At 43.1% G+C, this 22,406-nt stretch carries 23 protein-coding genes; 11 read left to right on the forward strand and 12 right to left on the reverse strand.

Annotated elements, in window-relative coordinates:
• Nucleotides 1-7: 7 nt before the first annotated feature.
• The gene (locus ACVA53_RS10400) at nt 8-1,282 is read right to left on the reverse strand and encodes a replication initiation factor domain-containing protein (RefSeq protein WP_446505063.1); all 1,275 of its coding nucleotides are present in this window, start codon (nt 1,280-1,282) and stop codon (nt 8-10) included.
• Entirely contained in the window at nt 1,266-1,484 is a 219-nt protein-coding gene (locus tag ACVA53_RS10405; RefSeq protein WP_446505064.1) for a hypothetical protein, read from the reverse strand. The genes ACVA53_RS10400 and ACVA53_RS10405 overlap by 17 nt, the downstream gene beginning before the upstream one ends.
• A gap of 123 nt (nt 1,485-1,607) precedes the next feature.
• On the opposite strand from ACVA53_RS10405, the gene ACVA53_RS10410 reads away from it, so the two are divergent.
• Nucleotides 1,608-1,964, forward strand: a complete 357-nt coding sequence (locus ACVA53_RS10410; protein WP_446505065.1) for a DUF3693 domain-containing protein — start codon at nt 1,608-1,610, stop codon at nt 1,962-1,964.
• A gap of 270 nt (nt 1,965-2,234) precedes the next feature.
• Here ACVA53_RS10410 and yciH read toward each other — a convergent pair whose 3' ends face one another.
• The gene (yciH, locus tag ACVA53_RS10415) at nt 2,235-2,558 is read right to left on the reverse strand and encodes a stress response translation initiation inhibitor YciH (protein WP_446505066.1); all 324 of its coding nucleotides are present in this window, start codon (nt 2,556-2,558) and stop codon (nt 2,235-2,237) included.
• A 117-nt stretch (nt 2,559-2,675) separates the two neighbouring features.
• Between yciH and ACVA53_RS10420 the strand changes: the two genes are divergently transcribed.
• Complete coding sequence (locus tag ACVA53_RS10420) at nt 2,676-3,281, forward strand: HAD family hydrolase (protein WP_255040535.1); 606 nt, start codon at nt 2,676-2,678, stop codon at nt 3,279-3,281.
• Between the two features lie 112 nt (nt 3,282-3,393).
• Complete coding sequence (locus ACVA53_RS10425) at nt 3,394-3,885, forward strand: ATP-dependent zinc protease family protein (protein ID WP_373689533.1); 492 nt, start codon at nt 3,394-3,396, stop codon at nt 3,883-3,885.
• Nucleotides 3,886-4,001: 116 nt separating this feature from the next.
• On the opposite strand, the gene ACVA53_RS10430 is transcribed toward ACVA53_RS10425, so the two are convergent.
• Entirely contained in the window at nt 4,002-4,382 is a 381-nt protein-coding gene (locus ACVA53_RS10430) for a DUF3319 domain-containing protein (protein WP_446505067.1), read from the reverse strand.
• Between the two features lie 169 nt (nt 4,383-4,551).
• Here ACVA53_RS10430 and ACVA53_RS10435 point away from each other — a divergent pair, with 169 nt between their 5' ends.
• Nucleotides 4,552-5,523, forward strand: a complete 972-nt coding sequence (locus ACVA53_RS10435; RefSeq protein ID WP_446505068.1) for a tyrosine-type recombinase/integrase — start codon at nt 4,552-4,554, stop codon at nt 5,521-5,523.
• A gap of 81 nt (nt 5,524-5,604) precedes the next feature.
• On the opposite strand, the gene ACVA53_RS10440 is transcribed toward ACVA53_RS10435, so the two are convergent.
• The 4 genes from ACVA53_RS10440 to ACVA53_RS10455 all read right to left on the reverse strand — a co-directional run bounded on the left by ACVA53_RS10440 (nt 5,605) and on the right by ACVA53_RS10455 (nt 8,282).
• Nucleotides 5,605-6,243 (reverse strand): putative adenosine monophosphate-protein transferase Fic, encoded by a 639-nt coding sequence (locus ACVA53_RS10440; protein ID WP_446505069.1) that lies wholly within the window; start codon nt 6,241-6,243, stop codon nt 5,605-5,607.
• On the reverse strand, nt 6,233-6,391 hold the full coding sequence (locus tag ACVA53_RS10445) for a YhfG family protein (protein WP_446505070.1): 159 nt from the start codon (nt 6,389-6,391) through the stop codon (nt 6,233-6,235). Before ACVA53_RS10445 ends, ACVA53_RS10440 begins: the two co-directional genes overlap by 11 nt.
• Nucleotides 6,392-6,511: 120 nt before the next feature.
• A complete protein-coding gene (locus tag ACVA53_RS10450; RefSeq protein ID WP_255040540.1) occupies nt 6,512-7,504 on the reverse strand; it encodes a D-alanine--D-alanine ligase in 993 nt (330 codons plus the stop codon).
• A 253-nt stretch (nt 7,505-7,757) separates the two neighbouring features.
• Nucleotides 7,758-8,282: an SPOR domain-containing protein gene (locus tag ACVA53_RS10455; RefSeq protein WP_255040541.1), complete on the reverse strand. Its 525-nt coding sequence runs from the start codon at nt 8,280-8,282 to the stop codon at nt 7,758-7,760.
• 160 nt (nt 8,283-8,442) lie between these two features.
• Here ACVA53_RS10455 and ACVA53_RS10460 point away from each other — a divergent pair, with 160 nt between their 5' ends.
• Nucleotides 8,443-8,952 (forward strand): DUF2301 domain-containing membrane protein, encoded by a 510-nt coding sequence (locus tag ACVA53_RS10460; RefSeq protein ID WP_446505071.1) that lies wholly within the window; start codon nt 8,443-8,445, stop codon nt 8,950-8,952.
• Nucleotides 8,953-9,115: 163 nt separating this feature from the next.
• Nucleotides 9,116-11,809, forward strand: coding sequence for a bifunctional acetate--CoA ligase family protein/GNAT family N-acetyltransferase (locus tag ACVA53_RS10465; protein ID WP_446505072.1), 2,694 nt, complete (start codon nt 9,116-9,118; stop codon nt 11,807-11,809).
• Between the two features lie 34 nt (nt 11,810-11,843).
• Here ACVA53_RS10465 and ACVA53_RS10470 read toward each other — a convergent pair whose 3' ends face one another.
• Entirely contained in the window at nt 11,844-12,032 is a 189-nt protein-coding gene (locus ACVA53_RS10470; protein ID WP_255040544.1) for a hypothetical protein, read from the reverse strand.
• Nucleotides 12,033-12,124: 92 nt separating this feature from the next.
• Entirely contained in the window at nt 12,125-13,021 is an 897-nt protein-coding gene (locus tag ACVA53_RS10475) for a LysR family transcriptional regulator (protein WP_274125081.1), read from the reverse strand.
• A gap of 334 nt (nt 13,022-13,355) precedes the next feature.
• Here ACVA53_RS10475 and ACVA53_RS10480 point away from each other — a divergent pair, with 334 nt between their 5' ends.
• The gene (locus ACVA53_RS10480; protein WP_255040545.1) at nt 13,356-13,715 is read left to right on the forward strand and encodes a hypothetical protein; all 360 of its coding nucleotides are present in this window, start codon (nt 13,356-13,358) and stop codon (nt 13,713-13,715) included.
• A gap of 148 nt (nt 13,716-13,863) precedes the next feature.
• Here the strand turns inward: ACVA53_RS10480 and ACVA53_RS10485 are convergent, their stop codons facing one another.
• Nucleotides 13,864-15,141 (reverse strand): NRAMP family divalent metal transporter, encoded by a 1,278-nt coding sequence (locus ACVA53_RS10485; protein WP_446505073.1) that lies wholly within the window; start codon nt 15,139-15,141, stop codon nt 13,864-13,866.
• Between the two features lie 391 nt (nt 15,142-15,532).
• On the opposite strand from ACVA53_RS10485, the gene ACVA53_RS10490 reads away from it, so the two are divergent.
• The 4 genes from ACVA53_RS10490 to ACVA53_RS10505 all read left to right on the forward strand — a co-directional run bounded on the left by ACVA53_RS10490 (nt 15,533) and on the right by ACVA53_RS10505 (nt 20,633).
• The gene (locus ACVA53_RS10490; protein WP_446505074.1) at nt 15,533-18,859 is read left to right on the forward strand and encodes an intermembrane phospholipid transport protein YdbH family protein; all 3,327 of its coding nucleotides are present in this window, start codon (nt 15,533-15,535) and stop codon (nt 18,857-18,859) included.
• 106 nt (nt 18,860-18,965) lie between these two features.
• Nucleotides 18,966-19,181 carry a YnbE family lipoprotein gene (locus ACVA53_RS10495; protein ID WP_373689531.1) on the forward strand — a complete coding sequence of 72 codons (216 nt, stop codon included), beginning with the start codon at nt 18,966-18,968 and terminating at the stop codon, nt 19,179-19,181.
• A gap of 18 nt (nt 19,182-19,199) precedes the next feature.
• The gene (locus ACVA53_RS10500; RefSeq protein ID WP_255040548.1) at nt 19,200-19,523 is read left to right on the forward strand and encodes a YdbL family protein; all 324 of its coding nucleotides are present in this window, start codon (nt 19,200-19,202) and stop codon (nt 19,521-19,523) included.
• Between the two features lie 159 nt (nt 19,524-19,682).
• Nucleotides 19,683-20,633: a YeiH family protein gene (locus tag ACVA53_RS10505; protein WP_255040549.1), complete on the forward strand. Its 951-nt coding sequence runs from the start codon at nt 19,683-19,685 to the stop codon at nt 20,631-20,633.
• A gap of 469 nt (nt 20,634-21,102) precedes the next feature.
• On the opposite strand, the gene ACVA53_RS10510 is transcribed toward ACVA53_RS10505, so the two are convergent.
• Nucleotides 21,103-22,404 carry a Y-family DNA polymerase gene (locus ACVA53_RS10510; RefSeq protein WP_446505075.1) on the reverse strand — a complete coding sequence of 434 codons (1,302 nt, stop codon included), beginning with the start codon at nt 22,402-22,404 and terminating at the stop codon, nt 21,103-21,105.
• Nucleotides 22,405-22,406 lie beyond the last annotated feature (2 nt).

The raw sequence follows: 22,406 nt of genomic DNA on the forward strand, positions 1-22,406 counted from the left end.
TTATTCATTATGCTAGGGAATAAATATCTTGATTATCCGGATTGATGAGTTTCATACACCGAAGCCGAATATCTTTTGAATTTTCCGTTTCCTGATAAACAGGTTGATTAAGTCGGTTGGGTATTTCATGCGATTCGAGGTGATTGGTCAGCATATTCACAATCTGTGAATCATCCAAATCCAAACATTGACGCATGAAGTTGACGAGCTTGCCACATTGGGTAGCACCATTACGCACCGCATTATCAACACTGGTAAACCATTTGCGCTTGTGAGTAGCAATACTGCATTGCTCTTCTTTGCTGACAAAGCCAAGGGCAGGGTATGCACCCGCCAAATACTTATCAGGCGTAAGCAATACATCAAAAGGCAAGATACGGTCTTTGGCGCGAAGCTCAAGCTCCCAACGAACCCAATCTTTATGTTGTTCTGATTTGAGTTGCTTTCCTTTTTCATACACACGCAACAACTTACCCGCGTCACGTGTACCAACATAAAATGACTTGCCCTTATCAGCCACAAAGCCATAGCGCTTTTTGACAGTCTCTTCTTTGCCTGATGTTTTCTGATAACTGCAAAGTGACGACATATGACCCGACTCGATATAACAATAAGAAGCAGGACGACCACGGGTAATAAATTCACCATGTTCAGCCATTTTACGAGCCGTTTTGATGTTGTATTTGCCATCCAATGAATCGTAAGCGATATCAACACGGGTAATTTTTGCACCAGGCAATTCGTGTAATGCGCGATAAACCTCGTTCAAATCCAATACCGCCGTACCCGTACCGGAGAACGAAATATAGCAACCGTGATTTTTAGCCCCCCAAGCACACAAGCCAGCTTGTTGACCATTCACAAGGATGTTGGCGGAATGCGGATAACCAGAAAAGCCACCGGAACGCAGGGAAAAGGACCAGTCATTGCCAAACAAACCGAGGCCATGATTCAAACGATTAATGAAACGGTCAACCTCACCACGACATAAGCAATCCAAGGTATTCAGGCCGAAATGGTCAAGCATGTCGCGTTTGATTTCATGAAACTTGCGGGAGTCAGTACCAATGGCAAATTCAGTATCCCGCAGCTTGGCATTAATCGCCGCCTTGTAATCAATAGCGGCAGTATCTAATGCTTGATGAGTGACGTTGTCACCGTATTCGTTAAATTCAAACCCGCGAATGGCCTTGATGGATGCGCCCATTTTAGTCAGGTCGAAAATTTGGGCCAGCTCTTCGGGGGTCCAAGAGAAGGATAGGAAATCAATAATCGCAGACATTGTCGAAAACCCCCGAGTCATAAAGTGATTGCCAGTTATCCGCCGTGACCAAGTGGAGGTCATAACCATCCGGATAGAAATCTTGTCCGATTTGGTGCAGTTCGGCGTAATTGCGAAAGTATTCCGGTTCACCATCAATAAAGGCAAAGCCCGTACCGTCATCATTCATTTCGAAGTAAAGCTGAGAGGCCGAATTGTTCACGTTGTATGTGCCTCAAATCATATTAATTACCAGTTGTGGTAATCGTAAATACCAAAGCTGGTAATTACAAGATACCAATTTTGGTAATTAACAGGCTACAATGACTAAAACACCGGAGGGCTTATGTATCAGAATCAACTATTAAACGCCTATAAACAGGCCAAAAACTACATCCAAGATAAGCAAATAGCACATGACTTAGGTGTAGGTGCATCAAGAATCTCCGAATTTCGCAATGGCAAACGCCATATGTCTGATACACAAGCAATTTTTCTAGCCGAGCACGCAAACATCGACCCGCACGAAGCCTTGATTTATCTAGCTGCTGACAGGGCCAAAGATTTCAAGGCCCAACAGATATGGGCGGACATCACGGCAAAATTGAGTAGCCAAGGATTTAGGGGCTTAACCCTTGGTTTGACTGGATTTTTAGCCCTGAGTGAACCCAAGATTCAGTGCGCATTATGTATATTATGTTAAATAAGGTATTTAACTATTTGTACCTAGAACCGATTGCCTCTCCATTCTAACCTGCTCTTCTATCAACAATTTTAATTTTGCTCTTCAATTACAGTGTCACTTAACGCTATTTAACAGTAATGCTTATTTACCATAAAGTAGATAATTTGCAGATGAGCAAAATGCCTTGCGCAAGATGCGTGTGTCAGTTTGCTATCGTGAAAATTATCTAATAAAAAGCCCCAAGCTATAAACTCAGGGCTATTTGTTGTTAGTGGCTTTGCAATTGAATTAACCGCCAGCCAGCTTTACTGTGTGACCTTTTTTCTCTAACGCTGCTTTGATTACGTCACGTTTGTCGCCCTGGATTTCGATGTTACCATCTTTAACCGAGCCACCACAGCCACATACTTTTTTAAGCTCAGCAGCCAGCAACTTCAATTGTGCATCTTCCAGGTCTAGACCCGTAACAATGCAAACACCTTTACCTTTACGGCCTTTAGTCTGGCGCTGAATACGAACAATGCCATCGCCTGTTGGACGTTGTTGAGTTGGCTTGTCTTCTTTAATGCGGCCAGTTTCTGTTGAAAATACCAAGCGGCTGTTGTCGTTCATGGGATAATCTCATTAAATTTCTTGGATCTGTGAACCAGGTAATATCTTGTGATTTCTCATTTGTCTATCACCTGAACCACAATTGTATCAATATTAGGTACTGTAACGGAAACAGATATGATTAAAAACGTAATTTTTGATTTTGGCGCAGTTTTGTTTGAATGGAACCCTGCAAAGATCGTGTCTTCCTTTACAGATTCCAAGGATGAGCAAGCTCTTTTGCTCGAACATGTACTTCGACATCCAGACTGGATATCACTGGACCGTGGCACAATGTTAATGGCTGAAGCTATCCCTCGCTGTGCTGCCCGGGTCAATTTGCCCGTATCAAGAATGGAAGACTTTTTTGAACACATTCAAAGTAATCTACAGCTCATCGATGACACCTACGATTTAGTCAATCAAGTTCTTAGCCTCAACTATTCCGCTTACTTTCTTACGAACATGAGTAGCGCTTTTTTTGAAAAATTGAATGAGCAACACGGATTGTATCAGTTGTTCGACGGTGGATTAGTTTCGGGTAAAGAGCTAGCCATTAAGCCCGAAGCTGAAATTTTTGAATTACTTTGCCAACGTTTTGGTATCGACCCAACAGAATCACTCTTTATTGATGACCAGCAAAAAAATCTAGATACGGCAAAAGCGCTGGGGTTTGAGGTATTCCATTTTAAATCACCAGGTGAAAGCTGTTCAGATATTCGTAATCTGCTAAGAATTAACTAGAGTTTTCATAAGTAGATGAGATTCATATAACGTTCATCTGATAAATGGCATATTGCCCTCAGTTTGTACCTAATAGTCAGGAGTTTTCGTGAAAAGACTTTTTATCCCAGCAATGTTGTTCTTCTCTGTTATTGGTTCCAATCTTGCCATGGCTGAGTCAAAAAGTGACGATTCGAAATCGATTGTAGGTCAGGTCGAGACGATTAAAGTCTATGATTTAGAAATGGATTATCTTGCCCGCATTGATACTGGTGCCGCGACGACTTCGATACATGCCAAGGATATCAACGTTATTGGTGACGATAGTGACAGTGATAATATGCGAGATCATCTGGGCCATACCGTCGAGTTCACCTCCGTCAATGAAAACGGAGAAAAAGCTCAATACAAAGGAAAAATCGTTAAAGTGAGCAAAATCCGTAATGCTCAAGGCGTTGAACGTCGTTATTCGGTAGAAATGGATTTAGGCTGGAACGGTGAGCATAAAACAGTCACCGTCAACCTTCGTGATAGAAGCAAACTTGACTACAAACTGTTGATTGGGCGTAACTGGCTTGAAGGTGATTATCTCGTTGATGTCGAAAAGCTTGATGAAAACGACTAGTAATACCAATCTGGATAATATGTAGGTTTGTATTACTATCAACTAGCTCGAAAATACTAAAAACGCCCTACTCTGGGCGTTTTTGTTTGACGACTATGTCATAGCTATTGAGGATATTATTTTTTCTGCATTTTAGTTATCACGAGATCCAAGTGCTTTTTAATGGCCGTCGGCGATCCTTTTAACAGTTTCGTTCCAAGGATCACATACCAACCATTGAGATCTCCGTTGTCATTGATTAACTTGAAACCCTTGTAGTCCTCAACTTGTTGACTCGCTTTTTCTCTTGAACCCGCAATAATAAATTTTTCGGGTGGCATAAACGTCTGCATGTCATACCACCAATCAATACTTTTCTTTACTAACGAAAGCTTACTGATAATGGTGTTTCCACTGATGGTTGTTTTCCAGCCATCTGGTGCTCCTGAGGCATTTTCAATGTTGTGGCCTCTGTGGAACAGTCTTTTTTTCATTTCTGCCTCGTTTGGTTGAGCCATACTGAGCCCTATGGTTATCATCAGTATTCTTAAATATAAGCATCAAAATCTTTGATTGCCTGCTGTTAAGGCCATTAGTGTTACATCTGCACAAATTATATATCAAGTTAATCGAATTCTATATGAGATTGTTATAAACTATAAATTATAGTGCATTAGGGATTATATCATGGCCAAAGAAATTCCACCGATTCAAAATGAAGCTGATTGCTTGTCCAGTATCAAACGTTTTCGTCATCACTTGGAATCAACAGTATTACTCGATGAATTGACACACAATCAATATGCATCTAATACTCTCATCTCCTTCAAAAATGACTGGAATAACTTTTTAGTGTTCTGCAGCTCAGAGCACATTCCTTCGTTACCAGCTAAACCAGATACCGTGCATCGTTATATTGAGCTAATGGCGAAAAGCCGAAAGTTAGCTAGCCTAAAGCGTTACATTATAACTATCTCGCTTATTCATCGCTGTCATAACTTAAGTGACCCCTGTGCTAAAACAGAGATTCGACTAGCCATGAAAAAACAGCAACTTGATAAACACGACGATTACCAGAATGCAGCTCCCTTCCGTGATGAGCACCTGCAACAGCTACTAGATAGTTTCGAATTATCTACAAAACCTAAAGATATCAGAGATTTGGCTATATGGGCAGTCATGTTTGAAGCAATGCTGAAACGTAGTGAGCTTGCCGCGCTGTGTGCGGAAAATTTATACATCCATAGCTCGGGTTTAATAGATTTGGAGGTCGGCTCGACGACTATTGCATTGAGCTCAATTGCGTCTAAAGCCTTACAACGCTGGCTCGTCATTGGCATGATTTCGGAAGGCTTTGTGTTCAGGCGTATAGACCGACACAGTAATATTGGTGATAAGCCATTAGATCACTCTTCCATATACCGTATTTTTCGTCGTGCCAGTGATGAATTAGGATTAGGTGACACGTCCCTATTTTCAGGACAGTCTCCGCGTGTCGGAGCAGCAAAAGATTTATCCGATGCAGGCATGTCAATAATCGATATTCAAGAACAAGGCCGTTGGAAAAGCCCTGCGATGCCGGCTCAATATGTCGGAAATACTGATCGACATGAGAAAGAGATAGGTAAGTTTATCAAGCCTAAACCGTGGGAAAAATAGTCATTTTAGGTTAGTGATGATAATTTTATATTGAGTTAATAATATAAAATTATAGTGCGCTAGGATATAGCTAATCTTATGTTAGCGTTTTGGCTCATCTGTCCAATGTTCGTTGTAACCCGCCGTTAAATTAATTGGTGTAGTTATTCGCTCAAATAACGCGTGTAACCGTTCCATATTGCCAAAATAGCCGGCTTGGTTGGCCTCTACCCACTCTTTCAAGCTAATTCCTTCCCAGCAAATCTCATACCCAGCATTAATCGCAAGGATTTCAAAAAATATGCGTTGTACTCGGCCATTCCCTTCTCTGAACGGGTGGATGACATTAAGTTCACAATAGAAGAAAGCTATTTTTTCAATGAAGTCATTTAGTTTTAAATTACACAGGTGGTCTTGGTTCGCTAACTCACTTAATAGCTTTTGGGATTCACGTTCAATATTTTCCCAATGGCAAAATCGGGTTTCTCCCTTGGTAATATCAACCGTTCTTTGTAACCCAGCCCATGAGTAGAGATCTTGAAACAGGATTTGGTGAATTTGTTTAAGGTATTCGAAAGTGAAGTTATGGAAGTCAGGTTCAAAGTGACTCGCTCGCACCCTTGTGAAATCCCGCTCTGCCGCTTCAAGTTCATCCTCATCACGGATATTGAGCAAGTTAATTAGAACTGTACTGTTTGGATAACAATCTGGGTCTCTATCAACCCCATATTTATCTGGCATATTGTCCTTTCAGCTTTTTTATATGTTCAACTTCAGTCAGTACACTATCATTAATTTCACTCTCATCAGACTTTAAGTGAATACCTTCTAGTCGTAAACTGGCTCGATAGTTCTTCCCTTGCAACTGCTTAAAGCGCTGTTTTTTCATATCATCCGTTAACATTAATTACTTGTCGCCTCATAATTGTTATCTTTACTGGCGTGCTCTACCTAAAGTATAGCCAGTTTACTTCGGAGTGAAAAAAGCCGGGATAAACCCGGCTTATAATTACCTCACAGCATTCATTATCGCTTGCTCTAAGAAGCCCTTAAATGTATGACCATGATTTTCAAGCATTTTAGGAAACATCGAAATGGGTGTCATACCTGGGAAGGTATTGATTTCATTTAGCAGGATTTCACCATTTTCACTCAAGAAAAAGTCAATACGGGACAAATCTTTAAGCTTCATATGTATAAACGCTTTACGAGCATACTCACGAATGTCTTCTATTTGTGCTTCCGTCAGGTTGATTGCTTCAACGGCAGTCGTTGAATGGCTGTCAGCGCTGTACTTCTCTTCATAGGTATAAAACTGGTCGTCAGGACAAGACACTTCACCTGGCTTGGTAATAATTAGCTCACCATTGTATTCGTAAGAAGAGATTTCTAATTCACGTGGCTTAATGGCTTTTTCAATCAGCACTTGCTCGGAGTAACCAAAAGCAGCATTCACCGCTTCTGCCAATGCTTCTTTTTCAGTGACGCGGTAACAACCAACCGACGAACCTTGGCTGGCAGCCTTTACAAACACCTTCCCCCACTTATCAAAAGCGTTTGCTGCCTCAAGATGCGACTCTTCACAGTTTTCACTTAGGAATACATAGGGAGTATTTGGGATACCTAGTGCATCAAACCACAGTTTCGTCGTGATTTTATTAAAACAATTTGTGCTCGCTTCCGCACCACAGCCAAGATACGGTAATTTGGCCATATCTAGAAATGACTGCAGGTCGCCAGTTTCACCAGGGAAGCCGTGGACACATGGAATAACGTAATCGACAGTCTGTTGCTGTTCACCCTGATGCAACGTGCGGTCAAGCGTAAGATGGTAAAGCTGACCTTGTTCGTCAAACCAACCATCCGTATTCATTTCCAATCGGGTATAGGTAATGTCGTCAATCTGCTTGAGCTGCTGTTCAATGTAATTTGCAGATACTAGAGAGACTTCGTGTTCGGCACTTCCACCGCCACAGAGTAATAAAACGTGGATTGAGCTCATTATCATCCCTTGTCTAAAGTTCTTCCTTAATAGTAATAAAAAAAAGGTGACTATTGCACCTCATATCGTTCTTTATGGCTACTTATTTCGAAATCTTAACAATAAGCAGTCATTCGAGCCAATATTTACTCGCAATGCATGATATTGATTTGCAAAAAGCACAAAACCCACAACCTCACTATGTAGGATTGTGGGTTTTGACAACATAACAACGACAGTGATGGTCGCCAAGGCAAACCTGATTGGTTTATCGTTAGTTCAAACGAGTCAACTTCGGTGTGGGAGAGGCTTTAACTTCAGCTAAATCTCGAATAAATGGCCCGTACTCTTTAACATCTCTAGGTAATGCCTCAAGAGCCTTACGGGCTTGCTCTTTGGTATCAAAATTTCCGTATAGCAAGGTATACCACGGAACACCGTTAAGTTGTTTTGTGTTAGTCCATACCGGTTGGTCTGATGGAAGTTTATTCATGTACGATACGAAGCCTTTATTATGACTTAGCGCCAAGACCTGTATCGAGTAACTGGCCTTAGACAGCTGCAAACCTGAAGCTTTATCCTCTTCAGCGGCTTTTTTTATGACGTCAGCAACAGTTGCTTGATCTACACTTTCGCTGCTCGAGATTGTATCCTCTTCCAATTTAGCCAAAGTCTCTGACTCAACTTGCTCCTGAAGATATATTTCTTCTTGGGATGAAGTAATAATCTCAGTATTTTCAGAATCTGAAGCGCACCCAGACATTGCCGTAACTACGGCCAATATGGCTAGTTTTTTCATTATTTCTCTGCCAAACAAAAAATCTAGTCACATTCTGCCGTCTGAATTTCCACCATTCAAGCCTAAGTTTACGTTAGATCAAAAACTCTCGGCCCTTCATCACAAGAATTAGAGGTAAAATACTTCTGCATTCTTTCTTTCGTTTCATTGGAGGTCCAACATGGCCGATCCTCACATTAAGAGCGACTTGGACAATCTGGATAAATTGACAGTGATCCTATATCGCTCTGCGCTTACGGCCGCAGCAGGAATAATGTCAATTCTCGCTTGGGAACTTGATGTTGGTACAACGGCACTTGTCATTGCAGCAATTATTGCAACGACTACGGTACATATTTACGATAAACGCTTCCGCTGGTTAATCCTCGGTAGCGCGCTTTTCTCTGTTATTTGGCTTTTGAGTGGCCTTTGGCAACCATTGGCTCTTGGGGCGGCTTTATTCTCTTTTAGTGCCCTTTCCATAAAAGAGTACTTTTGCTTTCAATTAAAGCCTTTATTGCTCACCCCTTTGGCTTTAGCCGGGTATTGGTTTTGTTTGGTCTTCGGCCAACTGCAAATCAGCATCGCGTTCAGTATGACAGGCGCAATGTTACTGGCTGTTGCCGCATTTTCTAAATGGCGCATGCCAATGCATTACGATATCGGCGATAAATCCAAGTACCAAATATAAACCATTTTCCATCAGGCTATTCAGGTGGCAATGGACTTGCCACCATCATTCCCTTACCTAATTCATTGATATTAGGCATTGATCACAGCTCCTACACTTTAGTCAGAAACTCGATGTTGCTTTAGTTACACTCAGTGAAAATCAATGCGAGAATGAGGGTGATATGGACGGATTAGACAAACTACTTAAACCTAAGTCAATTGCCGTAATCGGTGCCTCGGACAACCCAAACCGAGCCGGTAATGTGGTCATACGTAACCTTTTATCAGGCTCTTTCCATGGCCCCATAATGCCAGTCACCCCCAAATACGATGCCGTTGCTGGTGTTCTCGCCTACCCTACGATTGAAAGCCTCCCTCGCATACCAGATTTAGCCATCGTTTGTACCAATGCTCATCGCAATGTCGACATTATTCGCCAGTTAGGTGAAAAAGGCGTTAAAGTCGCCATTGTGTTGGCTGCGGGGATGGCCAATATTGTAGAAAGTGGACAAACAGAAGAGCAGCGAATGTTCGATGTTGCTCGGCAGTTCAATATGCGCTTGGTCGGGCCCAATAGCATGGGGCTGATTCTGCCATGGATTAATCTTAACGCATCCTTTTCCCCGATAGCCGCTAACAAAGGCAACATCGCCTTCATTTCTCAATCAGCGGCAGTATGCACCACCATATTGGACTGGGCTAAAAGCAAAAATGTCGGATTCTCGACTTTCCTTTCCCTTGGCGATGCCTGTGATATCAATTTCGCCGAGTTACTGGATAACTTATGTCGGGATAGTAAGACCGAAGCGATATTGCTTTATATTGATTCAGTAAAAGATGCACGACGGTTTATGTCGGCAGCTCGAGCCGCAGCGCGAAACCGACGGATTTTGGTAGTGAAAAGCGGTAGAACGCCCGCAGGCAGTGCCGCAGCTTTCTTGCATACCGGCTCTCCTGCCGGACTGGATGCCGTCTATGACGCAGCGATTCGACGTTCCGGTATGCTAAGAGTAAACAATACCCATGAACTGTTCGCTGCCGTTGAAACACTCGCCCACTCAGTCCCATTGCGTGGAGAAAGGCTGGCTATTTTGACTAATGGTGGTGGCCCGGCGATCATGGCGGTTGATGCATTGGCCGATCGAGGCGGAAAACTTGCTCAATTAAGTGAAGAGACCACCAGCAAACTCTCGGCTATATTGCCGTCATGTTGGCCAAAGGCAAACCCAATAGATATCATTGGCGATGCCGATATTAGTCGCTACGAAGAAGCAGTCAAAATTCTCCTTGATAGTGATGACTTTGATGCACTGTTAATCATGCACTCTCCATCAGCTATTGCGACAGGCAACAAGACAGCTCGCCGATTGGTTGAAGTGCTCAATGCCCACCCTCGTACCCGAAAATTTAATATATTAACCAACTGGGCAGGTGAAGATGAGGCCGTTGCCTCTCGTAAAATTTTCACTGAAGCCGGTTACCCCGCATACCGTACCCCAGAAAGTGCCGTGTCAGCTTTCATGCATTTAGTCGAATACCGACGAAACCAAAAACAGTTAATGGAAACTCCCGTATCATTTGGTGAGACCAAGGCCAACCCAAAGCACGTACATGACGTTGTGAACCACCTTCTGGCACAAGGTGTCTCTCAATTAGAAACTCACGATGTTAGGCCAGTGTTAGAGTCCTATGGCTTTAATACCCTACCAACCTGGATTGCTGGCGATCCAGCAGAAGCCGCACATATTGCTAACCAAATAGGCTACCCCGTTGCCGTGAAGTTGCGCTCGCCTGATATTCCCCATAAATCAGAAATTCATGGCGTTCTCCTTTATTTGCGAACGGCGGAAGAAGTTGCCAATGGCGCGCAAGCGATCCTTGATCGTGTGTCATTGGATTATCCGCATGCAAGGATCGACGGTCTATTGGTCCAGAGAATGGCAAAACGTGCCGGCGCTCAGGAGCTTAGGTTATCCGTGCACAACGATGATGTCTTTGGTCCTGTCATCTTGTTGGGTGAAGATATGGAAGATTGGGACATTCACAAAAATGCCGCTGTGGGCATCCCGCCATTAAATATGGCGCTAGCCCGATATATGGTCATCAATGCGATCAAAACAGGCAAAATTACCCAGCGTAACTTGCCGGAGAAAATTGATATCCCAGCGCTATGCCGCCTGTTGGTCAAAACGTCTCAGTTGATAATTGATTGTCCAGAAATAGAATCATTCGATATCCACCCGCTACTTGCCGCAGGCAATGAAATGACAGTTATTGATGCCTCGATGACTCTGCGCAATTTTATTGGTAACCGCCAAGAACGCCTGGCTATTCGGCCTTATCCGAAAGAGCTTGAGGAAAAGGTTGCCTTGAAGAACGGTGAACAGATATTGCTTCGTCCTATCCTGCCAGAGGATGAACCTCAGCATGCCGAATTTATCGCCAAAGTGTCGGTTGAAGATCTGTATAAACGCTTTTTCTCTGACGTAGGAGAATTCAACCATGAAGCGCTAGCAAACTTTACCCAGATAGACTACGACCGTGAAATGGCCTTCGTTGCGGTTCAGGAGGTAACAAATAGCCAAGGCCTGGTTGAAGAAACTATTATTGGGGTTACGCGTGCCCTGTCAGATCCAGAAAACATTGAAGCCGAGTTTGCCATCCTTGTTCGTTCTGATCTTAAAGGCGTCGGGCTAGGAAGCATTTTAATGAATAAGATCATTCGCTATTGCCGAGAAGCTAGGATTCAGCGTATTACCGGAATGACCATGCCTTCAAACAGAGGCATGATCATGCTTGCTCAAAAAGTCGGGTTTGAAATCGATATTCAAATGGAAGACGGTATTGTTGAAATGTTACTGCCTCTCAAGCAGTAATCACAGACCGAGTGATGGAAAGGTGGCAGCATGACTATGCTGCTGCCACCTCTTCTTCTTTTTCTTCTTTTAGAACGATGGCCGTAGCCAGCAGGTTTTGTGCAAAATCAATGGCAACATCCCAATCTTCATCCTCAATAGCAGATTGAAGATCAGCTAAGAAGCTTTCCAGGTATGCATTACGATCAAACTCTTCATCAAATGCTGTATTTTCAAATTTCATACATCCTCCTAAGTTGAGGGTGCATGATATTAGTCACAGGATTTTGTGCTTACCTTTATACGCCATTAAATAATTTCGAATAACTAACGTTGTTAGTTCCGAGCCTGCTTTTTCCAAAGCGAGGCTATATGTTGGATACACCAAGATTTTGCTTTCCCCATTCGGCTACGGTTCCAAGCTAGCACCAACTCAAGCTCATTAACGGGATCATCACCAATAACCACCAACTCCCCCCTTTCAATAGCTTCTTTTACGTAACGATAAGACATGGTCGCAATGCCTAACCCGGCTTTCAACGCTTTTAACTTGTCGTGCATCGACCCCACAGTCAGTAATGGCTGATCATCAAGAATGTTATAAGTAATAGGCGGTAAATTGCGTGCCGTGTCGGCAACAGCTATGCCTCGATATTGTTTGCGAATGACCGGATCCAGTGGGTATTTATGCTTGTGAATAGGATGATCGGGGTGCGCTACCCAAATCGTGTCCAAGGTACCTAATGTTTGAATTTTCACTTCGGGAGGTGCGACAGTTGGCGCTGGAGCAATAAGAATATCAGCTCGATCTTGCGCTAAGGCTTCCCAACAACCCGCCAGTATTTCTTCCTGAAAGCGAACTCGTGTTTTACTTTGCTGAGCAAGTCCTTCCACCAGCGGGAACAAAGCGTCCACTTTAACCAAGCCATCGTAGGCAATCGTAATATCAAGCTCCCAGCCATGAGCCAATGCGCTGGCATCAGCGATCATTTCATCTGCCGCCGTCAATAACAGTCGGCCTCTTTCAAGCAGGAGGTGTCCCGCTTTGGTAAACACAGCTTTATGGCCAGAGCGATCAAAAATCACCAAGTCTAAATCTTGTTCAAGTTTCTGAACCTGATAACTCAAAGATGAAGGTGCCCTGCCAAGCTCTTCCGATGCTGCAGCAAAACTACCTCGTCGCTCAATAGCATCTAGCACCATCAAAGCCTCAAAAGACAATAGCTTGTTCACCCTTTCTCCTTGTCATATGGCGACGTGAGTTCGAATTCATAACACGCCTTATTCACGCTACAGAATAATCATTCAAAATGTTTTGTATATACCCCGTAAAATTTCATACCATTGTGATAACTTAGTCATAAAAGCGACTAAAATCGTGCCGATTCAACACCTTGTTTATGCTCAACTTGATCTAAGCCAAACTCTTTCTCTTTACACTGATTTAGATTGTATTTAAAGGCAATATAACAACTACTCAACCTATTTGCTTGTTAAAACACTTATCAATAACGGACATCATTATCGCCTATGCCCTGTGGCATAATGAACCTAAAGGAGTTCTCGGATGGACAAAACCTCGCAGTCACTAAGCCAAACCCTTTCGTATTTGAAACTATGCTCTTCACAAATAATCTCACACCAACTTTCAGTTTCTTCTCAGGGCTCAGCGAAACAAGTCAGCGATCTTATCTCTCTCGGCTCTATAGAACTCGACCACGCCAACAAACAAGTCACAGAACTACAAAAAACATTATTCCGAGCGCTACATGCCCTCGAGGCAGGGCAAACTGACGTTGTACATAACTCACTTATTGAAGGCATTAAGCAGATTAATAATGAGTTAACAGTCCCTAAAAAAAAGTGCTTAACCATACATTCGAAAGCAGATAATGAAGCCTTAAGTGAGCCAACTCTTGCTGGATAATTGAATACTATTGCAATGTAACAGATAGCATTAATCTGAATTTTAATAACAATAATTAAGGGCTGTATATCCTTATCTCAGAATAAACAGCCCTGCACCATGATGGAATCTGCCGGATACCTACGTCCTGTCTGTATCCGGCTCTTTTTTACATTAACCACTTCCACCAGATAAACACAGCCAAAAAGCCAAACAGATACGTTAACCCTACCCACGAAAGCAACTTCATTTTCTTTGACCATTGCAACGCCAGCGGTAAGTCGGCTTTTGAAACTAATTGATAGTTAAGCAAGGCAAAGATCGGGGTCGTCATAAAGGCCATTACCATCGCAAAATCAAGCATTGGCATTAATGCTGAACTAAAGAACAGAATGATCCCCATTGCAGATACAGCCATAAACAACATCCAACCATGATGAAAAGCACGTTGGCCAACAGGCTTTGACTGCAATAATGACTGGGCTTCAGCCAACGAACGAGCATAGCCGTCAATCACGGTAATAGTACTACCAAATATGGCAAAGAAAGCCACAACAGCAATAAGGTAGCGCGACCATTCTCCAATCGTTGACGCATACATACTGACTAATTGATGTGAAAAGCCAATACCCGATGCTTTCAATTCTGTCCCATTACCATGCAACACCAGTGCGCCAAGAGATAGGAAAACAATCGCAAGAACCGCCGTACCAATATAGCCGACATTGAAGTCAAACAACGCTGACTGTGGCGTGACTTGCTGCTCTTTACACTGGCTCTTAAGCCACAATGACGTTAGACACGAAATTTCAATCGGTGCAGGCATCCACCCCATCATCACCACAATGAAGCCAATAGAAGCGATAGACCAAGCTGACGGTGCTTCGAAATCAGCAGGAGCCACACTGCCTTTACCTGCAGCAATGACAACAGCCGATAATGTCGCAATAACCAGCACCGTCATAATGATCTTAGATAAGCTATCTAACGCCTTATAGTGGCCAGCTATCAATATCGCCAAGCAAGAAGTAACGACAATGCCAGATAAGACCGGTAGTGACAGGCTGAACGGTAAAAAGTATCCCAGCAAGCTTGCGCTGAAAAGCAATAATGCGGCCGTGTTAACTACGCCAGAGATCAGACTTAATCCGGTAAAGACCCATAAGTACCCTCTCCCCATACCATCATAACCCTGTACTAGGCTATTCCCTGTTCCCATGGTGTATTGAACGCCAGCTCTAAAAAAAGGATATTTCAAAAGGTTTACCAGCAAAATCAAAGCAGCAAGCTGCCAACCATATATTGCCCCCGCCTGGGTTGACGCGACTAAGTGCGAGCCACCAACAGCGGCTGTTGCCATCATCACACCAGGACCTAGTAAGCGAATCAATTTGCTCAATGAGGTTGGCCCGGCGGTAGACGACTGTATTGGAGAGGTTTCTGACATAATCACATCCTGATGATTTTCTTATATTTGACCTCACTTTGTCTCAGTTTTGTCACAAACAATCAACCTGTCCCAAACAAGCTATAAGATGATTACACCAACTAATCAGAATAAAGTAGATTTATACATCAAAACCATACCCTGAAACTTTCTTGTTATCAGGCAAACCCTTACAAAAAAACAATAAAAAAATCATAGGAATTCAGCAACTTCAAGAAATGACAAAATTTTATCCTAAGCAGAACGAAAAGCTTAAACGCAGTAGAATAAACCTCAAAATTGTTAAGCTAGAAGTGTTTGATTTATACAATATTTATCACAGTTCCCAGCACAGCGTTTATGCTTATAAAAGTCATAAAACACTTTTGTTAGTTAGAATTTCAATTGCTATATGAATGACGCTGTAGACAAAAATAACCATCGTTCGCCATCAAAATCAAGCCGCTACCGGTATGTGCGGGTATTTATCTATGCCATGATCTTGGCCGTCTTCTCCATTGTTTTACTCGCTGTGTTCATCCCCCCTTGGTTAGCGTCAAAGGGCGTTGAAATCAATGCTATCTCAGGTATTCATATCGGCAAACGTATTCAAATTGACGAACTATCAATTTCAGTCAACAAAACAGCTATCACTATCAGGCAATTGTCTCTAGAGCACTTTTCAAATGATCAAAGTGCCATCTCTACCTCATCATGGCGGCTACTGTCACCTCATACCGTAGTTCGTTTGGCCCCGAGTATACAGAATGCGATTAAACCCCATGGGGTCTCCATTAATGACATTACATTCAACGATATAACATTTAACTTAACAGATTTATCAGCTCCATATGTTTTTAGCGCACATAGCGAGCAGGCTTCAGTGACAGTAGAAAACACTGTAGGCACGCAGATCCCACAACAGGTTAATGACTTACAGCTTGTTCTGACCACCGATCCCTTTATTACCTTAACCGGTATTATTGATGCCGCTGAACTAAACATCTTTCTACCACAGGATATCGGGCAAAATACCTACCCCATGGCGTTCAACAAAGGACACTTTTCGCTCAGCTGGCAACAAGACAAAACACCGTTAGCCGTGCATATAGACAACCTAACTCCGCAATGGCAAACGTTACTTGATGATTTTCAGCAGCAAGGTAATGACATTGCCCTGACCGTTGATCTTAACCAACCAACTTCCAGCATGCGATTGCTGGCAGAAGAATTACGCTTTGCCCAACCGATAGAGTTACCAGAGTTTTTAGAAAAGCCTGATGACACTCATGAAGGCCTGCACCTTGGCCATGCGATAGCCAATCTAGCCCTGCTGCCTATAAAGCATTTAAAAGTGAATCATTTCACGTATGGCAACTTGATCATGAATGCCAAGCTAGTGCTGGATACCCCACGGGTTAGGGAGAACAGGCCAGACAAACACGCAAAGCTGCATTTACAAGGTAAAGCACTCGGCCCTGACGAGCCCTACGACATCAATGTTCTGATCAAGCACCGCTCTCTTGAGGATGCAGACTTTAAAGGTACGGCTATTGGCCCAAAAGGTAATAAACTTGATTGCAAAGCCGATGTAAGTTTCATTAGCCCTTTACCCAAAGAGTTCCGCTGCGAGGCTAAATTTAAACGAACACGCGATCTCACCGATCGGCTCAAGTTATACGATATCCCGAATGCAGAACTCACCAAACCGATTATTATCACAGCCAAACAGACATCCTTATCATTCAAGGACAACGCACCGTCTAATTCTGCAGCTAATGATCCCTTTCATTTCCACGATGTCGAACATGCCAGCTACGCCATCGAAGTCGCCTTGCCGGAAATGGTCAGTGTGGAACTCAACCGTTTTGCCTTCCAACACGCCGCACTGAGCTCTGATCATTCAAGTGAGACCATCCCTTCCCTTGCATTGCTAGAGCTCAACACAGATGGCGTACTGACTTTTAACACTAATTACCGAAATGGCAATATTGATGTGGGGTTAGATAAAAACAGCGAAGAGCTTCGATTTTACAACCACAGGCTAGGTTATGACATGCAGTTAACTTTCTCGAAGCTTCAGTGCCTGGTGCCCTTTCTCAGAAACGATAGTACATTACAATGTCATGCGAAAAGTGTCATCAATGCACTTATTCCGCAATTATTTCCAGTACCAGAGCTCGCTATGACAAATAGCCAAATCACATCAACCGTGGTAGGCGAATGGACAGACGATCATGTTGAATTGACGCTAGTCGATACTCAGCTCAACATCGATAGAATAGTCTTTCAACATACTGGTGAGTGGATTGAAGCTGATGCTGATAAGGTCACCATTGAAGCTAAACAAATAAATATTGCCCAGGAATTCAGGCAGGACAATATTACCAGGTTATCCATTTCGACCGATGACAAGCACCCTATTACCATAAAAGCCAATAACCTTGACGCACTAAAACTGATCATTCCAGAAGAAACATCTGACGCTAAAATAGCTGCAATCCGCCAGACTAAAAATAGTAGCCAATTACCGGTACAGCGCTATAACGGACAGCTTACATCCGTTTTGTCCAACTTAGCATTCAATATAGAATTGCCGCCAAAGCACCCCATCCTATTCGATGTTAACGCCGGTTATCAAATCCAGTTATCCTTGAATCAAAATAACCAGCGCCTACCCGGGTTAATGACAGAAGGTGTACTTGATATCACCCCAAGCCGGTCCAGGTTCAAAGGCAGTATTTTAAACAAGCGCCATACGACATTGTTTGTCTACACCATCGATTACTTACTGCCTCTTAAGCAAGCAAATATTAAGTTACACCGCAATGATATTCCTTTTTCTAGCAAAAAATCTCTCAAGAAATATTATCTCCCTAAGCTGCCCATAGATCATGACATCACTGCGGGTTCAATAGGCTTTGACGCGAAAATCACAGTAAAAGGCAATCAATGGTCAGGCCAACTTGGGTTATATACAAGAAACTTAAGCGGCTATATCCATAATATTCATTATGCTGATCTCAACGTATCATTTGCTATCGATATGTCCAATCAAGGAATACGCTCGCGTCAGCCTATCAGCTTACATGTCAGTTATTTACATACCGGGATATTACTTGAAAACCTGTATGCCTTGCTTGAGTTCGATACCCAGCAACCGTTTTACAAGCTGCATAGAGCTAAAGCTTACGTCTTAGGAGGAGACATCAGCCTGCACAATGTAACCAGTCGCTCCTTGTCCGATATCCCTCCGGTTCCTATTCGTGTACATGGATTGAAGTTGCCCAAACTCATTGAGGCCATCGAAGCAAAAGATATTGAGATGACAGGGGTTATAGATGGCATATTGCCTTTTGGCGTTGAAGATCAAGCCCCTGTTATTCAGGCGGGGAAACTCCATGCTCGTTACCCGGGTGGGCTCCTAAAATACAAAGAAGGATCAGCCATTGATCAGAATGTCGAGGCAGCCAGTGAGAGTAGCTTGCTCGTGGTTAGTAAAATTCTCAAAAATTATAACTACCACTCACTGATTGTTAATCTAGACTATTCTAAAGAAGGTCAATTGAGTGCCAGATCACATTTTAAAGGGAGAAACCCTGATGTTTTATCCGGACGCCCAATAAATCTGAACCTTAGTTTAGAAGAAAACATTCCAGCTTTGATAAAAACACTGAATATGATTAATTCAACGAAGCTGGAAAATATGTTCTTAAAGCAGATTGGTGTGGATAAGTAGCTTTTTGCGCTTGAATTTAACAAATCACATGGCTGGACGAGCCTATCGATTCTATGCTGCTACAAAGCAGTACGTTAGGTATGAAGTCCACAGAAGGTTGTAACCAATGGATATCCAACTTAAGCTGTTTTATATACCATTTTTTATCACCCTATTTTCGGTAATGTCTCTGACGGCACTATCAGGTTGCACTCCGACGGTACAAGTTACCGCTTCAGAAAAGCCGATAGAAGTTAATTTGAATGTCAAAATAGAGCACGAGATTCGAATTAAAGTTGATAAGGAAATCGATGAGTTGTTTAATGATGACGATGTTTTTTAAGGCAGCAGGGAGTATGCCATGACACGAGTACTGCTCTTCCTTCTATCGTTCTTTATCGCGTTTAGTGCATTTGCTCTCAACCTTCAGCAGGCTAAGGATCAAGGTCTGGTTGGTGAGGCAAACACTGGGCTGATTGCTCCTATTACCGCCCGCCCGTCCCAAGAAGTCAGAAGTTTAGTTGCCGAGGTTAATAAGCGGCGAACAAATACCTTCAAAAGAATTTCGGTCTCCCACGGCTTAACGGTTAAAGAAGTTGGTCATATTGCTCACAAAAAAGCGATAGAAAAAACCTCTTCAGGCAACTACTACCAAGACTCTTCAGGTCAGTGGATCAAAAAATAGCAGCCCAGAGTCGATATATTTCCTGCCCTTTATTCTGTCTACTCGATACCACTAAGCTATTGGTTAAGCATTTCTTAACCCCGGCATAAAAAGATTATAATCTTCCTTATACCACTTTAGACATATACTCCTGCCACGTTTTGTTCATATGTAATAACAATGTCTACAGTTCAACCAAATTTCAGCAAACTGACGCCAAAATACGGTATTTTCATCACAGCAGCGCTGCTATGCCTACTACCGGTTGTTAGCTCGCCTATCGCCTTGGTTCTTGGCTTCACCCTCGCTACTTTCGGAGTTGTCCCTACCCAGTTCAATTTAGCTGCCTTAACCAAGAAGCTGCTTTCGTACTCCATTATTGGTTTAGGTTTTGGTATTCAGCTAGATCAAGCTATCGAAGCCAGTAAACAAGGTTTTGGGCTTATCGTGGCATCTATCTTCTTTACGCTGGTACTGGGTTACGTATTCACTAAATTGCTACGCATTGAACAGAAGACTGGCCATCTGATTGCATCGGGTACTGCGATTTGTGGAGGAAGCGCGATTGCGGCTGTTGCACCGGCCATTAACGCGAAAGATGATCAAACGTCATTGGCACTGGCAACCGTATTTGTCCTCAATGCTATTGCATTGTTTATCTTTCCGGTGATCGGTCATTTCTTTGAGATGAGTCAACATGCGTTTGGTACTTGGGCCGCAATTGCAATTCATGATACTTCATCGGTTGTGGGTGCAGCTGGTGCATATGGCGATGAAGCATTAAAAACAGCCACAACATTGAAGCTTGCCCGCGCACTGTGGATTATTCCAATCGCGTTTCTCAGTGCCTTGATGTTTAAGGGCAACAGTAAAAAGGTTGGGGTACCATTTTTTATTCTATTTTACTGTATAGCGATTGTTGTGGCTTATTTGCTACCTAACTTCCAGCCTTTTTATAGTGCAGTATTTTCATTATCTAAACGTCTCTTAGTGGTATGCCTATTTTTGATTGGTTCTGGCATCACGATCCAAAAACTGCGCGCTGCGGGTATCCAACCACTATTGTTGGGTGTGTTGCTTTGGGTATGTATCGGCAGCAGTTCCTTTGCATACATCCAATTTTTTAGCTAAACCATTACCGACGAATACTGACAAGAAAGGCCTACTCCTAAGAAGCCGGTTAATACCATTGTGGTTTACCGGTTTTATTAGCTTTCGTTACGGTGTAATGTCTATTCGGTTAGACTTATTGTTAATATGCTTCAATTCCTCATGAAATTCAGCACTTTTCTTTGCGCCCTTCATGTCTCTCTCTTTTAGGTTATTTCGTCGACTATTTTGATTTATCCGCCTAACTCCAAGGCACAAAATGATGATGAATGCGGCGAAGTCTAATACAGCACTCATCAGCCCCGAGGTAAACGATGAGGCGATCAGAATGCAACTCACAATCCCTATCCAAACAAACATTCATAACCTCTATCTTTAACAACCTAAGTAGATACAGGTAATTATTAACTAATTGTCTAAATTCAGAAATTCGCTTTCACTCTATGACATTCGGTTTTGTTATATATCTAGCCGAACGGGTACGTTCCCTTCAACACTTTGCCACCTGCAACTCATCCAGCCGTGTTGTCCAGCGATTGGAACGAAATGCTTGACGCATATGCCAGTTGGTTGAACCAATCACTGAAGCCGGCTTAACGCCATTTTTAAATCTGGCGTTCATTTGATCGGTAATGGCCATTAAGTCTCGCCGTTTCACCTCTTCCAATACACTACTGTCGAACATATCAAATTGAAACTGATCATTATTGGCATCGGTCACCCCCTCTAAGATCACCCCTATCTTCTGATAGGCATAACCCGGGCGATAAACGGACTTCAACAGCGCTATGGCCGTATCAAGGAATCGATAGCTATCTTGGCTAGGGCACATAAGCTCTTTCGCACAACTGATATTATGCTGTGGTAAGTCTTTATAGTGGTTTGTCCGAAGAAACACACTGACAACACTGGCTTGACTGTGCTGACGGCGAAGTTTTTCTCCGGCACGCTGACAATGAAAAGCAAGCGCAGCGTTCAAATCACCTAAATCCGTCAAATCGGTGCCGAAGCTACGGCTGGATAATATCTGCTTGCGCTTTTCATCTATATCCCCAGGCTCTATGCACGCGACCCCTTGAAGCTCAAGTACGGTTCTGGCTAGCCCAACATTCCACAATCGGCGCATATCCGCTGGGTTTTGCTCTGATAGTGCAAGGGCGTTAGCAATACCGCTGGTGTGTAGACGTGTCGCCGTTTTTGCCCCGACTCCCCATATATCTTGCACCGAGCAACGCTCTAACAGCCAACGACGCCGTTCTTCATTGTCAATTTGAATAACACCTTCGACCCGCTGTTCGAATTGCTTTGCAGCATGGTTACCCAGCTTGGCCAACGTCGGGCTAGCCCCTATCCCGACCCTGACAGGTAACCCCAAGTGGGTGTAGACGGTATCTCGAATGTCTTTTCCCATTTGTGTCAGACCATCCAATTTAAAACCATCTAATCGTATAAAGGCTTCGTCAATGGAATACTGCTCTACATGGGGGGAAAAGCGATGTAATTCTTCGATAAAGCGACGGCTCATATCAGCGTAGAGGGTATAGTTGGAGCTCCGGACCTCAACCCCCATCTTTCGTGCCTCCCGTTCAATTTTGAACCAAGGCGCACCTCGCTTGATACCTAACGCTTTGGCCTGTGGTGAAAGAGCGACACAGCAACCATCGTTATTCGAAAGGACAACAAGAGGTTTATTAACTAATTTAGGGTCAAAGATTTGCTCACAGGCACAATAAAAGCTTTTAACATCAACAAGCGCCCAAACCTGACCACGATACCCATCTAATGCCGCCATGG

It is taken from the genome of Photobacterium sp. DNB23_23_1, from assembly GCF_052873815.1.

Bases quoted from the DNA above. Each gene is read 5' to 3' on its own strand.
- ACVA53_RS10400 (WP_446505063.1), bottom strand. From the start codon at position 1,282: ATGTCTGCGATTATTGATTTCCTATCCTTCTCTTGGACCCCCGAAGAG.
- ACVA53_RS10410 (WP_446505065.1), top strand. From the start codon at position 1,608: ATGTATCAGAATCAACTATTAAACGCCTATAAACAGGCCAAAAACTAC.
- yciH (WP_446505066.1), bottom strand. From the start codon at position 2,558: ATGAACGACAACAGCCGCTTGGTATTTTCAACAGAAACTGGCCGCATT.
- ACVA53_RS10420 (WP_255040535.1), top strand. From the start codon at position 2,676: ATGATTAAAAACGTAATTTTTGATTTTGGCGCAGTTTTGTTTGAATGG.
- ACVA53_RS10425 (WP_373689533.1), top strand. From the start codon at position 3,394: ATGTTGTTCTTCTCTGTTATTGGTTCCAATCTTGCCATGGCTGAGTCA.
- ACVA53_RS10430 (WP_446505067.1), bottom strand. From the start codon at position 4,382: ATGGCTCAACCAAACGAGGCAGAAATGAAAAAAAGACTGTTCCACAGA.
- ACVA53_RS10435 (WP_446505068.1), top strand. From the start codon at position 4,552: ATGGCCAAAGAAATTCCACCGATTCAAAATGAAGCTGATTGCTTGTCC.
- ACVA53_RS10440 (WP_446505069.1), bottom strand. From the start codon at position 6,243: ATGCCAGATAAATATGGGGTTGATAGAGACCCAGATTGTTATCCAAAC.
- ACVA53_RS10445 (WP_446505070.1), bottom strand. From the start codon at position 6,391: ATGAAAAAACAGCGCTTTAAGCAGTTGCAAGGGAAGAACTATCGAGCC.
- ACVA53_RS10450 (WP_255040540.1), bottom strand. From the start codon at position 7,504: ATGAGCTCAATCCACGTTTTATTACTCTGTGGCGGTGGAAGTGCCGAA.
- ACVA53_RS10455 (WP_255040541.1), bottom strand. From the start codon at position 8,282: ATGAAAAAACTAGCCATATTGGCCGTAGTTACGGCAATGTCTGGGTGC.
- ACVA53_RS10460 (WP_446505071.1), top strand. From the start codon at position 8,443: ATGGCCGATCCTCACATTAAGAGCGACTTGGACAATCTGGATAAATTG.
- ACVA53_RS10465 (WP_446505072.1), top strand. From the start codon at position 9,116: ATGGACGGATTAGACAAACTACTTAAACCTAAGTCAATTGCCGTAATC.
- ACVA53_RS10470 (WP_255040544.1), bottom strand. From the start codon at position 12,032: ATGAAATTTGAAAATACAGCATTTGATGAAGAGTTTGATCGTAATGCA.
- ACVA53_RS10480 (WP_255040545.1), top strand. From the start codon at position 13,356: ATGGACAAAACCTCGCAGTCACTAAGCCAAACCCTTTCGTATTTGAAA.
- ACVA53_RS10485 (WP_446505073.1), bottom strand. From the start codon at position 15,141: ATGTCAGAAACCTCTCCAATACAGTCGTCTACCGCCGGGCCAACCTCA.
- ACVA53_RS10490 (WP_446505074.1), top strand. From the start codon at position 15,533: ATGAATGACGCTGTAGACAAAAATAACCATCGTTCGCCATCAAAATCA.
- ACVA53_RS10495 (WP_373689531.1), top strand. From the start codon at position 18,966: ATGGATATCCAACTTAAGCTGTTTTATATACCATTTTTTATCACCCTA.
- ACVA53_RS10500 (WP_255040548.1), top strand. From the start codon at position 19,200: ATGACACGAGTACTGCTCTTCCTTCTATCGTTCTTTATCGCGTTTAGT.
- ACVA53_RS10505 (WP_255040549.1), top strand. From the start codon at position 19,683: ATGTCTACAGTTCAACCAAATTTCAGCAAACTGACGCCAAAATACGGT.
- ACVA53_RS10510 (WP_446505075.1), bottom strand. From the start codon at position 22,404: ATGGCGGCATTAGATGGGTATCGTGGTCAGGTTTGGGCGCTTGTTGAT.